This is a genomic window from Zobellia uliginosa (assembly GCF_018860745.1).
GTDB lineage: Bacteria > Bacteroidota > Bacteroidia > Flavobacteriales > Flavobacteriaceae > Zobellia > Zobellia uliginosa_B.
Genome location: NZ_JAHKPY010000002.1, coordinates 68402 through 84168 on the forward strand (window position 1 = coordinate 68402; position 15767 = coordinate 84168).

A 15767-nucleotide genomic window follows, 5' to 3' on the forward strand; every position below is an offset into this window, starting at 1 on the left:
TTAAAAGGCCCAATCCCAAAAGGAGTGTTAAACTCAATGCCCATTACTTTTGTTTTTATGGAGCTTGCGTCATAATTACTAAGGTATCGTGGCTGCAGTTATATTTTTCGTATTACTTGCCGTGTTTCTGGAAAGGCTTATGTTTTAATTACAGCCACTATCTAGATATTCAAAAGAAAATTTTCTTATCCTTGATTTCGCTTTTTTGCGTAAATCATCTACGGATAGGTAATCTAAATTAAAACTCATTGCCATAGTTACTTTTTAATAAATGGTGAGTGCTTTTTTACAGCATAATTCGTTTTGAGAAATTTGGATTCCAAAACTTTATTTGAAATAATGATTGCAGCACCTAAGGCTGAACCTAGAGAAGAATTTGTAGTTCTAAGTTTCATAGTATTCAAAAACTGGGAAAGTAGTTTAATATAAACTTCATTGTCGCTAAAACCACCATCTATAAAAAGTTGTTTTATTTTAGAGTTTCCAATGGCAATTTTTATACTTTTCTCTTGAAGTAAAACTAATTCTAACAGTAATTGATGGTAGGCCTTATCAAAATTATCATAAGGTATTGAAGTTTGGTCTGGCATGTTTTCAGAAGGTATAGTGTGCCATTTGAACATATGTACAAAATCTCTATTGATTTTAAAAAAGAGGTCTTTGTTGAATTTTATTTTTCTATGGGCATCATGGGGTACATTAAAATGCTCGGATAAAACCTTTACTTGAAGCATGTATTCATTGCCCAAAAATAAGGTGGAAACTTTTACGGAGCTTCCATCTATTCTCATGTTGAAGAGCGAGTTGTTTTTGATATCATCTGGGGTAAGCATTCCTTCGTTGAATGGGTTGATTGATATACTCCACGTCCCGGTAGAAACCAATAAAAAAGGTTTGGTAATACTGCGTATATAGGGAATTAGAGCAGAAGAGCTGTCATGGATTCCTACGCCCATTTTAATTTTATGTCCCTTATAATGAATCAAATTTGTTTTTCCTGAGGGCTCAATAGGAGGTAGCTTTTTATCTATTCCTTCTTTATAAACCCATTGGTGATATTCTTTTTTTTGAAAATCCCAAAGTAAGGTATGACAGCCTATACTGGTATATTCACTCACAGGAATGTCTGTAAATAGGTAACTCAAGTATTGGGGCAGGTGCAATGAATACTTTATCTTTTTAAAAATTTCTGGTTGCGAATTTTTCAGCCAGTATAACTGCATTCCTGTATTTAGCATTCCCATTTTTGGAGAACCTGTTATTCTTGATAGTTTTTTTTCTGGGCCATAAGCTTTATAAAAAGAATCAGAAACATCTTCTTTTATAGGTTTCAAATAATTGTACAGAGGTGTAAGTGGTTTTCCGTCTTGACCAATATGAACCAGACTAGCTCCGTAACATGAAAAGTTTAGGGATTCAATCTCATATTTAGAAGAGTCAAGCATTTTATCAAACACTTCTTTTACCCATTTTTCCAAGGCTTCAAGGTTTTCCGTTGGGTAACCATCTTCATCCTCAATTTCATCAAAACGAGCGTATTCACGATGTACTTCTTGGAAGTTATCATCAAATAGAAAGAACTTTTTATTCGTTCTTCCAATATCAAATACGGCCGTTACTTTCATTTTCATGGTATCATATTTGTGGTACAGGTTATAGGAATTAGCTTTTTAATCTCCAGTGACACTAAATTAATTTTTTATATTAGCTCTTGTTAGTATAGCTGGAATTTGTATTTAAATTAATGGTAGTAAATTCATTTTTATTTACTTCGAGATAATATTTAATATTGAAAAAACACTTCCATGAACCAAGTAATTCATGGAAGTGAAACAAAACTCAAATAAACTATCGTACAAATGCATTGGCCATACCGCCATCTACATTAATAATATTTCCTGTAGTCTTATTCAATACACCAACACAGGCAAAGACCCCATCGGCAATATCTTTCGGATAAATAATTTCGTTCAATAGGTTGCGTTTGGCGTAATGGTTTGGAAGTTCTTCAACTGTAATACCGTATGCTTTTGCACGACCTTCGGCCCAATCTCCTTCCCATATTTTACTACCAACAATAACCCCATCAGGATTAACGGTATTCACACGTATTTTATCACCACCTAACTCTGCGGCTAATAAACGAGCCATATGTTGTTGGGCAGCTTTAGCTGTTCCATAGGCTACATTATTTGGACCTGAAACCAAACCATTTTTACTAGCAATACTAATAACGTCACCACCTAGGTTTTGTTTACGCATAACCGCTACCGCTTGTTTGGCTAGCTCAAATTGACCTTTTACAAGGACGTTTTGAAGTATATCCCAATCTTTCTCCGTAGTATCTTCTAAAGGTTTGGAAATGGCAAGACCGGCACTATGTACAACGATGTCTACACCACCAAATTCCAAACAAGCCTTTTTATAGGCATCTGCAACAGATTCACTTTTTGTTACATCACAAACGGCATAGCTAGCAGTATCTCTAGTATATGTGGCAACGCCTTCTTCCAACCTATCTTCGGCAATGTCCGTTAATACTACATTGGCACCTTCTTCGGCCAACTTATCGGCAATAGCTTTGCCAATACCACCACCTGCACCGGTAACCAAGGCTACTTTACGGGATAAAGGTTTTTCTTTTGGCATTCGTTGTAATTTAGCTTCTTCCAGCAACCAATATTCAATATCAAAAGCTTCTTGTCTTGGTAGTGATGTGTATTCCGTAATAGCTTCTGCACCGCGCATTACGTTAATGGCATTTATGTAAAATTCATTGGCAACACGAGTGGTTTGTTTATTTTTTGCAAAGCTGAACATACCTACACCTGGGTAGATAATTATAACCGGACTGGCATCTCTTACGGCAGGGCTATTAGCACGTTTATGGTTGTCATAATAGGATTGATATTCTTTTCTGTACTGTTCAAAATCAGGATATAATTTAGCAAGAACGGCCTCCGTATTAGAAAGGTCTTCTTTAGCATCTAGTTTTAATACCAAAGGTTGAATTTTAGTTCTTAAAAAGTGGTCGGGACATGAGGTGCCCATAGGCGCTAGGCGCTCCAGGTCGTTACTGTTTATGTACTCAAGAACGACATCACTATCGTTAAAATGGCCGATCATCCTGTTTTCGGAAGAACAAAGGCCTCTAAGCATTGGCATAAGCTGGGCGGCCTTTTCCAGACGCTCCTCTTTGGGAAGGCTCTCTATCTTTTGCCCCCCGAAAACACTTCCGTTGGCCTTTATTTTGTTCTCAATATATTCCGAGGCCATTTCAATGACCTCAAGACTGTTCATGTAACATTCATGAGAAGTGTCTCCCCAAGTAAAAAGTCCGTGGCTGCCCAGAACGATCCCGCGTATACCGGGGTTGTCGTTCAAACATTTTTCCAGTTGAAGGCCTAGGTCAAAACCGGGCCGTTGCCAAGGTACCCACCCCATGGTATCCCCCCAGATACCTTTGGTCACTTTTTCGCTGTCCTTTGCCGCAGCTACGGCTATTAATGCATCCGGGTGCAAATGGTCTATATGTTTAAAAGGGAGCAATCCATGCAATGGCGTGTCTATAGAGGGCGCTTTACTGTCTAAATCATAAATACAATGGTTAAAAAGGCCGACCATGCGGTCCTCATCTTCCAGCCCGCCGTAGACGTTCTTTAGGTTTCTTAACCTTTCCGTATACAGACCTGCTATTCCAGCTTTGGTCAATGTCCCGATATCGCCACCGGAACCCTTGATCCACATGACTTCTACATCATCATTGGTCAACGGGTCTTTTTCAATGGTCTTACAGCTTGTATTTCCGCCACCATAGTTGGTAATCCTTAAATCTGCCCCAAGGATATTTGAGCGATAAAGAAAAAGGGCTACTTGGTCATCGCCCAGTGCAGCGGCTTTCTTTTCATCCCAAAGATGGTCTACGTACTTAAATTGTTGTGCTGTATTTTTCATTTGAAGGGTTATTACGTTTATTGACAAATGTAGATTATCAAATAAAGCTTTGTGTCCTGTACTGTACCGCCTAGGTAAAAAATAAATATGTGTATTTTGGGTAAATTACCAAATTACATCTTTACTATTGTGATATTATATGGTCATTAAAATTGAAAAATAAAGACTTCAGCTGATGAATATATTTAATTTTATTAAAATAAATGAGAGCTCAAGAGTACCCAAATATAGACAGATTGTGGACTCGATTATCTATAATATCTCTGCTGGAAATCTAAAGATGGATGATAAAATTCCGTCTATAAATAGGTTTAGTGAAGAGTATCTTTTATCCCGTGATACGGTAGAAAAAGCCTATAGTATTTTAAGGGAGCGAAAAGTTATTATTTCTATAAGAGGTAAGGGGTATTACATAGCACGAACCAAATTAATTTCAAAAGTTAATATACTTTTTCTTATCAATAAATTGAGTTCGTATAAGATGCGGATTTATAATTCTTTTATAGATAGTATTGGAGGAACGGCACACACCAATCTTTTCATTTACCATTGCGAAGAAGAACTTTTCCTTAACCTTCTGGAAAAAAATAGAAACGCATACGATTACTATGTAATTATGCCTCATTTTAAAACCGAAAAATTAAAACATACCAGTTACACCCCTGAAGTAATTAGGGCTATTGATCAAATTCCAAAGGAGAAATTGATTATAATGGACAACCCTGTGTCTGAAATAAAAGGGAATTTTATTGAGATCTATCAGGATTTTGAGAATGATATTTATAATGCACTTAAGGAAGGTTTTGGTAAAATATCAAAATACGAAAAACTAATCATTACGTACCCGGAAGAATCGGTTTATCCTTATCCCAAGCGAATTTTACACGGATTTAGGAAGTTTTGCAGCGAGTATAATATAGATTTTGAAGTTCTGGACGAAATCTATGATGACATGATTTTGAAAAAAGGCGATTTGTTTATAACGATAAGCGAGTCTGATTTGGTAAATCTTGTCAATCAGATTCGTAATCAAGAATTTGAATTAGGGGGTGATATTGGTGTTATATCCTATAATGATACCCCTTTAAAACAACTGTTGGGAATTACATGCATTTCTACAGATTTTCAAGTGATGGGTGAAACAGCGGGCCGCATGATTATGGACAAGAAAAAAGGTAAGGTCAAGAACCCTTTTCGCTTCATAGACAGGAACTCAATTTAGAAAACTTGCTCAAGTCCAAAGTGCTAGAGATTGCCTATTCAGACTATGGGTCCAGTTTCTTATTGGGTTTCTGCGCTTCCGCTCATAGAGAAGACCTTCTATAATGTCAATTATTATTGTTTTTCAATTTTTATTCTAATTATTGTCACTTCTTACCTTGGCAACTATGCTTTTTAGTCAAACTGTTTTATTCAATTCTGTAAAACAGTATACAGCAGGATGCCCGGCCGATAAACATTATTTAGTTTAGCCACAAATTACAAATTCAAATAAAGGCTACTTAACCATCACTACTTTCTTTATTAAGAACGAAAATGATATTTAATATTTTTTGAAAAATTAGAGAAAGAACTTGTGGAAAGTCTCAACTGTTTTAAAACTAGAATCAAATTTTGATAAAATGACCAATCAAAAAATGACTCTAGGGGAGTTTATTTTTGACAATCAATCGGCTTTTCCTTATTCCATCGGTGAATTATCAAAACTAATTAATGCCATACGTTTGGCTGCTAAAATCACGAATCACGAAGTGAACAAGGCGGGGTTGGTAGATATTCTTGGTGACGCGGGAAATACGAATGTACAAGGGGAAAATCAACAGAAACAGGATGTTTACGCTAACGTTAATTTATACAAACTCTTATTCAAAGAGGTATTGTATGTGGTATAGCATCGGAAGAAGAAGATTTTATAGCCGTAAATAGTCATGACGGAAAAAATAGTAATCAATATGTCATTCTTATTGATCCTCTGTACGGCTCTTCAAATATTGACGTCAATGCATCGGTAGGAACTATATTTTCTATATATAAAAGAACTTCGCCTATAGGCAAACCAGTAGAATTAAAGGATTTTTTACAGCATGGATACAAGCAAGTTGCTGCCGGATATGTTATGTACGGTACGTCTACAATTTTGGTGTATAGTACAGGGCGTGGTGTTAACGGCTTTACCTTAAACCCGGCATTGGGAACTTTTTATCTCTCGCACCCAAATATGCAGTTTCCGGAAAATGGAAGGATCTATTCGGTTAATGAAGGTAATTATGTACATTTTGCTCAGGGGGTTAAGGACTATATAAAGTATTGCCAACGAGAAGAAGAAAACAGACCTTACTCTTCACGGTATATAGGTTCATTGGTTTCTGATTTTCATAGAAATTTGATAAAAGGAGGTATTTATATGTACCCTAGGATCGGCCCAAGACAAAATGGCAAGTTACGGTTAACTTATGAATGTAACCCGATAGCGTTTCTGACTGAACAGGCGAATGGTGTTGCAACTACGGGATATGAACGAATTTTAGATGTTAAGCCAACTGCATTGCATCAACGTGAAGCCCTATTTTGTGGGAGTAAAAATATGGTTGAAGATTTAATTCATTTTGTACGTAGGGACACATTGTAATTTTTGACTGCTCTCGGGAGAGTAGCCTGTTATTCCGAAGATAAATATGTATCACGTTAATTAACACATAACTACTGTATCTTATAAAAAATTAAGTATATGTAATTGATTGTTACATGTTAAGGTGTCTTTGTTGAATTTTGAAAAAACAATAACCTAGTCATTTTCTGGATTAATGTTATTTGAAATCAATTGGTTAGCTTTGATATACAGAAAGCTTAGGAAGCTCTCGTTGATGTCTTAATTGGTGTCTTTTTTTAAAATTGACATATAAAGTACTGGTTTAAAATGGTTTGTGTTCAGGTTTTTAAGCCTGCCACCCCGACAAGAAGCCACTGAGAAATCAGTGGCTTTTTTTGTTTAATTCATTCGGTTCTTTAATTTTTTTAATTGCTATTAAAAGTATCTATTCTACTATTTTAGGTTCCAATATTATTTTGAATGCCATAAAACTGGTTTTCTCAAAACTTCCAGTGATGTATCGTATTTAATACAATGATGTACTGGCTAACAGCTTTTTGGTCAGTTTGGCAATTTTGCTTAAATCCGAGCTATCTTCTTGGCAATCTATAATACTTAAGAGTTATACTGAAATGTTCCGTTTATTGCGGTGAAAGTGTTTTTCCAAATTTTCTACGATTGGTGATGTTTGTTTTGTAGTCACCTGACCTGGATTAATGCTGCAATTTTTAATCTTAGAAGGATTTAACTCCATTAATAAAACTTCTACCAAGTCATTCAAGAGCTTTTTTTAAGGCAAAAAGAAAAAAATTTAGAATACTTAACTAATGATTTTGATGCGCCCGCAACAACAGGATGTAATCAACTTATAATTAAGATGTTAAGCGAATTTGGTGATGAACTTTAATTCAGGCGCTAATGGTAATTCACTCATATTTTTATGTTGGCGTTTGTACAGGAATCTATTTTTATTGTATTATTGTCAAATAAAGTCTATTTTTTTATGAATTAATTATAATTTATCCTTCAAATTTGAAATATCTATAAATATTTAAAATTGTTGGATTGAATACATCTGCTACATGTTACAGGTTTCTAATATTCAGGGTAAGGATTTGAAGTTGTAAATGAGAGCGTGTAAATATTCCCTTTTAAAGCGATTGTCTATAAAAAATGTCTAGTCTAAGGAGATTTTGAACTCCTAAATATCTATCCGTCAAATCTCCTAAAATATAATAAAACTATACTATGCTAAATATCTCTGTACTGTTAGAGGACAGCGCCAAAAAATATCCAAATAAAGATGCCTATATTTTCATGGATACGCATCTTACATATGCCCATACAAATGCTGCTGCCAATCAAATTGCGAATGGACTTAAAGATTTAGGAATACAGCCAGGAGATAAGGTGGCTTTAAACTGTTTAAACATACCATATTTCCCAATGGTTTATTTTGGTATTCTCAAAGCTGGGGCGATAGTAGTACCGTTAAGTGTTCTCCTCAAAAGGGATGAGGTGGAGTATCATCTTAGAGATTCAGAGGCTAAGGCTTTTTTCTGTTTTTTGGGAGCTCCGGGTTTACCAATGCTTGAAGAAGGTTACGCAGGCTTTCAAAAAGCAAATGGATGTAAAGATTTTTTTATAATTACGGCAAAGCCCTCTGATGCTTCGCCCATAGAAGGAGTCAAAACTTTAGGGATGTTCATGGGTGGGCAATCGTCAATTACGGAAACGGTAGCTACCGCTGCGGAAGATACCGCTGTTATTATTTATACTTCAGGCACAACTGGGCAACCAAAAGGTGCGGAACTAACGCATAGTGGTCTTACTTTAAATGCCATTTTGAGTGCTAACTTGCGTCATGGTTCTGCAGATGATACTGTGCTTACGGTTCTGCCGTTATTTCACATATTCGCGATGACCGTTTTAATGAATGCAAGTGTATACAGTGGTAATACTAATGTACTATTACCGCGTTTTGACGCAGAAGCTGTACTCGGACTCATGCAAGAACACAAAATCAACATTTTTGCGGGAGTACCAACTATGTACTGGGGCTTGTTGAATTATGAAAATGAAAAGTTTGATTTAGAAGGCATTGCAAGTAACCTTAGGATATGCATGTCTGGAGGAGCTTCTTTGCCAATTAAGGTACTTGAGGATTTTGAAGCTAAATTCAATGTAGAGATTTTAGAAGGCTACGGTATGTCCGAAGGTTCTCCGGTTGTCACTTTCAATCAGTTAGCTGAAGGTAGAAAACCAGGATCTATTGGAACACCCGTATGGGGAGTAGATGTAAAAATCGTGGATGAAGAGGGTAACACTCTTCCTGATGGAGAAAAAGGAGAGATTGTTTATCGTGGTCATAATGTTATGAAAGGCTATTATCGTGATCCGGAAGCAACGGCTAAAACTATTAAAAATGGATGGTTACATTCTGGGGATGTTGGTATAAAAGATGAGGATGGATTTTTCTTTGTGGTAGACAGAACAAAGGATATGATCATTAGAGGAGGACTGAATGTCTACCCACGTGAGGTGGAAGATGTTATAATGAAACACGAAGCAATATCTATTGTTGCAGTAGTAGGAATTCCTGATGATAGAATGGGTGAACAGGTAAAAGCTTTCGTAGTTTTAAAAGAAGGTATGACTGCAACCGGGGAAGAGATTATAACATGGACCAAAGAGCGCATAGCGGCGTATAAGTATCCTAGGGTAGTAGAATTTTTAGATGCTTTGCCACAGAGTGCAACGGGCAAGATTCTGAAGAAAGAATTACGAAAATTGTAAAAGAGATCAATCCGATAAAAGTTATATATGAACAGCACTACCTTAACTGAACCAGTACAAGTGGAAACGAAAGCATCTGAAATTCTAAGAATTTTCAATGTTCAGAGACAAAATCAGTTTAAAATTGGTAATACATCTGCTTCAGAGCGAATTGCTAAATTAAAGAAGCTACACACGGCGGTTTTAAAATATCGACCTCAAATCAAAGAAGCACTTTTTAATGATTATCGAAAACATCCTAGTGAGGTAGATTTAACCGAAATTTATCCAGTAACTAGTGAGATTAAGGATGCAAAAAACAATTTAAAACAATGGTTAGATGGGGAAAGTGTGAAAACGCCTATTGCGATGTTAGGTTCAAGTTCACATGTAAAATATGAACCAAAGGGAGTTGTGCTGATTATTTCTCCGTGGAATTTTCCTATCAATTTAACCTTTGGCCCACTCGTTTCGGCAATAGCTGCTGGCAACGCTGTAATTATAAAACCATCTGAGATTACACCGCACGCTACTGCCATTATGAAGAAAATTGTAACGGAAGTTTTTGATGAAAATGAAGTTGCACTTCTAGAAGGAGGTGTTAGTACATCAACAGAATTATTGAAACTACCTTTCAATCATATTTTCTTTACAGGTGCACCAAGTATTGGTAAAATAGTAATGAAAGCAGCTGCGGAACACCTAACATCGGTAACATTAGAGTTGGGAGGCAAATCACCTACAATAGTAGATCAGACAGCAGATGTTAACCTAGCGGCCAAAAGGGTGGCATGGGGTAAATATGTGAATAATGGACAGGTATGTATTGCTCCCGATTACTTATTTGTACATGAAAGTAAGAAAGCGGAATTCATAGCAGCCTTTAAAAAACAAATAGAAACGTATTATACAGAAGATGCTTTACAAGAAACTTCGTATAATAGAATTGTAAACCACCACCATTTCGAAAGAGTAAAAGGGTATGTAGATGATGCAATGTCTAAAGGAGCACACTTGGAAGCTGGTGGAAAATTCAACAAGAGTCAAGATTTTATCGCACCTACTTTAATGACCAATGTTCCTGCAGATTCTAAATTAATGACAGAGGAAATTTTTGGTCCCATACTTCCCGTTTTTGGGTTTACAGATATAGATAAAGTTATCAATGAGATTAATTCTCGTGAAAAGCCATTGGCACTTTATATTTATAGCAAAAAGAAAAAGAACATTAATCATATCATAGGTAATACAAGAGCAGGCGGAACATGTATTAATCATAATGCTGCGCACTTTTTTAATACAAATCTTCCTTTTGGTGGTTCAAATAATAGCGGTATTGGAAAAGCACACGGGTTAGAAGGTTTTAAATCTTTTTCTAATTCTAGAGGCGTTTTTAAGCAGCATGTACCTAATGCATTGGATATGTTGACACCGCCTTATACAGATTTTAAGCAAAAGATCATCAACCTAACCATCAAATGGTTTTAAAGCCACTAGTTTGGTTTAGAAGTGTTTTTGGCGATTGTTTTAATCTGAGTAGTTTAATTGGGGAACATATTTTTTAAAATAATATAACCGGATCTATTTAACCATCAAGATGATAATGGCAGCTTTAAAACGAGTCTTAAAATTTATAAGTCGGTTTTTGTTTTATGGCTAAAGCAGTACTTTTAAAGCTCAAATTAATTTTCTTAAATGCAGACAGTTAAAGAATTAATAGAGTTGATAACTCTAAAAAGAATAGATGAAACGGTATTTGAAGGAGAAAACTACCAGGCGCCGTGGGGAAGGGTTTTTGGAGGGCAAGTGTTGGCACAAGCTTTACATGCGGCCTATCAAACTGTTCCGGAAGATCGTATAGCACATTCTTTACATGGCTATTTTATATTGGGCGGAGATTTAGGTTTCCCCATTCGTTATGAAGTAGATACTATTAGAAATGGAGGAAGTTTTACCACAAGAAGAGTGGTGGCAAAACAAAATGGCAAGGCTATTTTTAATATGGCAGCATCATTTCAAGTGGAGTCTGATGGAGTTAGTCATCAGTTTCCGATGCCTAATTTAATTCCACCAGAGAAACTAACAACCAGTCTAGAACAAGTAGAGGAAATTAAAGATTTGTACCCTAGTGCCTATAGAAGACTTAAAGCAATACAGCCCAAGGTTTTTGAGTTTAAACCAGTAGAAAAATTCACGACACAGTTAATAGAGAATGGTTCTCCTTTCTTTAATACGTGGTTGCGTACCTCTGGTAAAGCAGAAATTACGGTACCAATGCAACAGCAACTATTAGCTTATGCTTCTGATTACAACTTGCTTACCACCGCAACTTTACCGCACCGTGAGCAATTGAATAAAGGCGAGACTTTCTATGCTAGCTTAGATCATGCTATTTGGTTCCATCGCGATTTTGATATTCAAAATTGGTTGTTGTATAGTATGGATAGTCCAAGTGCTTCTAACTCTCGTGGGTTTGCTAGAGGTAGTGTGTATGATAGAAAAGGGGTGTTGGTAGCTTCTGTAGCCCAAGAAGGCCTAATGCGTCAAAGCTTATCGCTAGAAAAATAATGTTATTACAAGCCAACTAATTTTATATTGTAAAAACAATACTTTAAATCAAAAAAATAGGAAGGCAAACCTAAAGAATACTTCTTATAAGATTATTCTACAAAGTACGCTTTAGTCAAGTTCATTATATTGATCCATTCCATACAGGAAATAATATTTTCAAATTCTTAAAGTTTAAGGTTCTATTAAAGGAATGTGTTAAAATTTTGCGGTCAATTTTTCGAAATTGCTTATATTTAGGATTCACTCAAAAACGTTTTGGGTCATTCAAAAACAATTTAAAAAGTGGATTCTTTGCAAAATCTTAAAGATAAAATTCTCTCGTATAATAAGGTCGATGATAATGTTTTGGACTATTGGTTGTCACTCTACGAAAGAATTGAACTGAAAAAAGGGGAAGCACTCATTTCTCCAGGGCAAATGGTTAACCGCTTTTATTACTTAGATTCCGGTTGTATCTACTATTACAAAGTTCAAGACGGGGAAACTAAAGTCTTGGAATTTTATACAGAGGGTATTTTTTTTACGGACTTACCCGCATATGTTCAAGGCTCTCCTTCTAGGTATTATTTAAGGGCAACTGAAAATTCAAGAGTATTTGCAATTAAAAAATCAGATGCTGAGAATTCATTTGATAGTTCGCACCAATTGGAAAGATTTGGAAGATTATCAATGCAGGAGGCATTTATGAAATCCTACAGTAGGGTGGAACGCATCAGTAGTCGTACAAACGAAGAACGTTATTTGCGACTTTTGGAAAAAAGACCGGGATTGCTACAAAGTGTGCCTCAATATCTTATTGCTTCTTATTTGGGACTAACTCCGGTAGGTTTATCTAAAATCCGAAAGAGATTAATGAAGGTAAAGCAGGTCTAGCCATCTGTAACTTATTATCATATTTTTCGGGTATATTGAAATGCTTATATGCGGTTTATTAAACTAGTTTAATGAGATTGGGTGAAATATCATTTAAATTGATGTTTCATAAAATATAACGCAATGGCAAATCAATATGTAGATTTAGAAACACTAAAATTCTTATTATATAAGGTAAATAATTTGCAAGATGTTCTGGACCAAGAACGCTATGCAGAATATGATAAAGAGTCGGTAGAAATGATGCTGAACTCAGTTAAAGACTTTTCCGATAAAGAGCTTTACCCTTATTTTAAAGAGATGGATGAGCAGCCGGCGCATTATAAAGATGGTGAAATCGTTGTGCATCCGCAGGTTACCAAATATATGAAAGCCGGTGGCGAAATGGGTTTGATCGCCGGATCGTTTTCGTATGAACATGGAGGTATGCAAATGCCTGCTATGGCAGCACACGCATCTGCTTTTATACAAGATGCGGCTAACAATCATTTACCTGGTTATATTGGGTTGACAGTGGGTTCGGCAGAACTCATTGCCCATTTTGGTAGTCAAGCACTAAAAGACACTTACCTCTCTAATATGTTATCGGGAAAGTGGGGAGGTACTATGTGTTTAACAGAACCGCAGGCGGGGAGTTCGCTTTCGGATATTACCACATCTGCTACACCAGATGGCGATACCTATAAAATTCACGGACAGAAAATATTTATATCAGGAGGGGATTATCAAGGCGCAGAAAATATTGTGCATTTGGTTTTGGCACGTATTAAAGGTGCTCCTGCAGGCACAAAAGGAATATCCTTGTTTGTGGTTCCTAAAAAGAAACCGACTGCTAATGGGGATTTAACCCCAAACGACGTAACTGTGGTTGCTGATTTCGAAAAGATGGGGCAGCGTGGCTATTGTACAACACACTTGTTTTTTGGTGATAAAGAAAATTGTGAAGGTTGGCTGGTTGGTGAGGCCAATAAAGGGCTAAAATACATGTTTTTAATGATGAACGGCGCTAGGATAGGCGTAGGCAGAGGTGCTGCAGCTATTGCTTCAGCAGCTTACCAGGCATCTTTAAACTATGCGAACGAAAGACCGCAAGGGCGTAAACTAACAAGTACTGGAAAAAAAGATGCAAACCAGGAACAGACCTTAATTATTAATCATGCTGATGTGCGTAGGATGTTATTGCTACAAAAAGTAATTACAGAAGGTGCTCAAAGTTTAGTGCTTTTAACTGCAAAATATCATGACCTTTCTATAGCAAGTGCAACTGCAGAGGAGCGTGAAAAATACAGATTGTTATTAGAGATCATGACCCCTTTGGTTAAAACATACCCATCTGAAGCAGGTATTACATCTGTAAATAATGGGGTTCAAGTTTTAGGGGGATATGGATTTTGTTCTGAATATATACTTCAGCAATACTTAAGAGATATCCGTATTTCGGCTATTTATGAAGGCACAACAGGTATTCAATCCCAAGATTTATTAGGTAGAAAAATTACGATGGATAATGGGAAGGCATTAGAGCTACTTTCTGTTGAAATTACAAATACCATCAAAGCAAGTATGGTGCATGATTCTTTAAAACCTTATGCTAAAAAATTAGCTGGAAAATTAGAATTGACCAAACAAGTACTCCAAGGTCTAATGGGCTTTGCCATGAAGGGTGATTATCAACGTTTTCTTGCAGACGCCACTCCTTTTATGGAATTTTTCAGTACCATAGTTCAAAGTTGGTTATGGTTGAATATTGGGCTAGAGTCGCAAAATGCTCTCGTAATTGGTAATAAAGACCACAGTGTAGAATTCTATGAAAGTAAAATTCATGCCATGGAATTTTATTTCAAATATGAACTGCCAAAAACAACAGGTCTAGCAGAAATTCTTATGGATAATGCAAAAGCATTGACTATTGGTACGGATAAAGAGGTCTTTATTTAAAGAAATTAGAGGAGGTACACCTGTCAATTCTCATGTATTCCAATACTAAGGAATACGAAAAAGTAAATGATACTTCAGAATAATGGGAGTTGCACAAATTTAAATTTTCCTTCCTTCATTTGAAGAGGAGAAAGTCTTTTGTCTTATCGTATGAACGCATGGGTTAGTGCCTCCATCCTTAGTGCTATGTTAAGGTAAGAGTCTGTTATAAAATAAATGCAGGGCTTGTCTAAGCGCTATATTTTAAACGAGTAAATAAAAAATGAAACGAACGAATGAATAGTATAAAACAAAAATTCGACCTTACTGGTAAAGTAGCAATTGTTACAGGTTCTAGTAAAGGTATAGGACTATCTATTGCTAGAGGTTTGGCAGAAAATGGAGCCAAATTAGTCATCAGTAGTCGCAAACAAGAGGCTGTAGATGCCATTGCGTCAGAATTTAATGAGGCTGGTCTAGAGGCCATAGGTATTGCATGCCACATAGGTGATGCTGCTCAACGTGAAGCCCTGGTCAAAAAGACAATAGAAAAATTCGGGCGAATAGATATACTGGTAAACAATGCCGCAATCAACCCTTTTTATGGCCCTTTAGAAACTTCTGATGAAGAAGTTTTTGATAAAATCATGAATGTGAATGTAAAAGCCCCATGGTTACTTTCAAATTTGGTGCAGCCACACATGAAGGAGAACGGCAGTGGAAGTATTATAAATATTTCATCGGTAGAAGGGCTCCATCCCGGTTTTAGGTTGGGCTTGTATAGCATGACCAAATCAGCTTTAATTATGCTTACTAAGAATCAAGCCAAAGAATGGGGTAGCTATGGAATACGGTCTAACGTAGTTTGCCCCGGACTGATAAAAACAAAGTTCAGTCAAAGCCTTTGGTCTAATGACAAATTGGTAGAAGGCTATAATCAAATGGTGCCATTAAAAAGAATGGCTGAGCCAGATGAAATGGCAGGGGTTGTAATGTTATTGGCTTCAGATGCTGGTTCGTACATAACTGGTGGTGTATATGCTGCAGATGGCGGATATTTAATTTCGGGATAATAACATATACGAGG

9 protein-coding genes and 1 pseudogene are annotated in these 15767 nt (G+C 36.3%); 8 read left to right on the top strand and 2 right to left on the bottom strand.

Annotation, left to right across the window (positions count from 1 at the left end; all coding sequences use genetic code 11):
- Positions 1–257: 257 nt before the first annotated feature.
- Both KO521_RS00960 and KO521_RS00965 read right to left on the bottom strand, forming a co-directional pair.
- Positions 258–1631 carry an FGGY-family carbohydrate kinase gene (locus KO521_RS00960; protein WP_215938054.1) on the bottom strand — a complete coding sequence of 458 codons (1374 nt, stop codon included), beginning with the start codon at positions 1629–1631 and terminating at the stop codon, positions 258–260.
- A gap of 217 nt (positions 1632–1848) precedes the next feature.
- Entirely contained in the window at positions 1849–3954 is a 2106-nt protein-coding gene (locus KO521_RS00965) for a bifunctional aldolase/short-chain dehydrogenase (protein ID WP_215938055.1), read from the bottom strand.
- A gap of 175 nt (positions 3955–4129) precedes the next feature.
- On the opposite strand from KO521_RS00965, the gene KO521_RS00970 reads away from it, so the two are divergent.
- The 8 genes and pseudogenes from KO521_RS00970 to KO521_RS01005 all read left to right on the top strand — a co-directional run bounded on the left by KO521_RS00970 (position 4130) and on the right by KO521_RS01005 (position 15753).
- On the top strand, positions 4130–5176 hold the full coding sequence (locus tag KO521_RS00970; RefSeq protein ID WP_215938056.1) for a GntR family transcriptional regulator: 1047 nt from the start codon (positions 4130–4132) through the stop codon (positions 5174–5176).
- A gap of 400 nt (positions 5177–5576) precedes the next feature.
- Positions 5577–6583, top strand: a pseudogene (fbp, locus tag KO521_RS00975) (class 1 fructose-bisphosphatase).
- A 1209-nt stretch (positions 6584–7792) separates the two neighbouring features.
- Positions 7793–9340 carry a long-chain-fatty-acid--CoA ligase gene (locus KO521_RS00980; RefSeq protein WP_215938057.1) on the top strand — a complete coding sequence of 516 codons (1548 nt, stop codon included), beginning with the start codon at positions 7793–7795 and terminating at the stop codon, positions 9338–9340.
- Positions 9341–9367: 27 nt separating this feature from the next.
- On the top strand, positions 9368–10807 hold the full coding sequence (locus tag KO521_RS00985) for an aldehyde dehydrogenase family protein (protein WP_215938058.1): 1440 nt from the start codon (positions 9368–9370) through the stop codon (positions 10805–10807).
- 207 nt (positions 10808–11014) lie between these two features.
- On the top strand, positions 11015–11887 hold the full coding sequence (locus tag KO521_RS00990) for an acyl-CoA thioesterase (RefSeq protein ID WP_215938059.1): 873 nt from the start codon (positions 11015–11017) through the stop codon (positions 11885–11887).
- Between the two features lie 294 nt (positions 11888–12181).
- The gene (locus KO521_RS00995) at positions 12182–12763 is read left to right on the top strand and encodes a Crp/Fnr family transcriptional regulator (protein ID WP_215938060.1); all 582 of its coding nucleotides are present in this window, start codon (positions 12182–12184) and stop codon (positions 12761–12763) included.
- 123 nt (positions 12764–12886) lie between these two features.
- Positions 12887–14701: an acyl-CoA dehydrogenase gene (locus KO521_RS01000; RefSeq protein WP_215938061.1), complete on the top strand. Its 1815-nt coding sequence runs from the start codon at positions 12887–12889 to the stop codon at positions 14699–14701.
- Between the two features lie 275 nt (positions 14702–14976).
- Positions 14977–15753 carry an SDR family NAD(P)-dependent oxidoreductase gene (locus KO521_RS01005; RefSeq protein ID WP_215938062.1) on the top strand — a complete coding sequence of 259 codons (777 nt, stop codon included), beginning with the start codon at positions 14977–14979 and terminating at the stop codon, positions 15751–15753.
- Positions 15754–15767: the final 14 nt, after the last annotated feature.

What these genes read in the sequence shown, in the direction of transcription:
- KO521_RS00960 (WP_215938054.1), bottom strand. Translation starts at nt 1,631, where the DNA reads ATGAAAATGAAAGTAACGGCCGTATTTGATATTGGAAGAACGAATAAA.
- KO521_RS00965 (WP_215938055.1), bottom strand. Translation starts at nt 3,954, where the DNA reads ATGAAAAATACAGCACAACAATTTAAGTACGTAGACCATCTTTGGGAT.
- KO521_RS00970 (WP_215938056.1), top strand. Translation starts at nt 4,130, where the DNA reads ATGAATATATTTAATTTTATTAAAATAAATGAGAGCTCAAGAGTACCC.
- KO521_RS00980 (WP_215938057.1), top strand. Translation starts at nt 7,793, where the DNA reads ATGCTAAATATCTCTGTACTGTTAGAGGACAGCGCCAAAAAATATCCA.
- KO521_RS00985 (WP_215938058.1), top strand. Translation starts at nt 9,368, where the DNA reads ATGAACAGCACTACCTTAACTGAACCAGTACAAGTGGAAACGAAAGCA.
- KO521_RS00990 (WP_215938059.1), top strand. Translation starts at nt 11,015, where the DNA reads ATGCAGACAGTTAAAGAATTAATAGAGTTGATAACTCTAAAAAGAATA.
- KO521_RS01000 (WP_215938061.1), top strand. Translation starts at nt 12,887, where the DNA reads ATGGCAAATCAATATGTAGATTTAGAAACACTAAAATTCTTATTATAT.
- KO521_RS01005 (WP_215938062.1), top strand. Translation starts at nt 14,977, where the DNA reads ATGAATAGTATAAAACAAAAATTCGACCTTACTGGTAAAGTAGCAATT.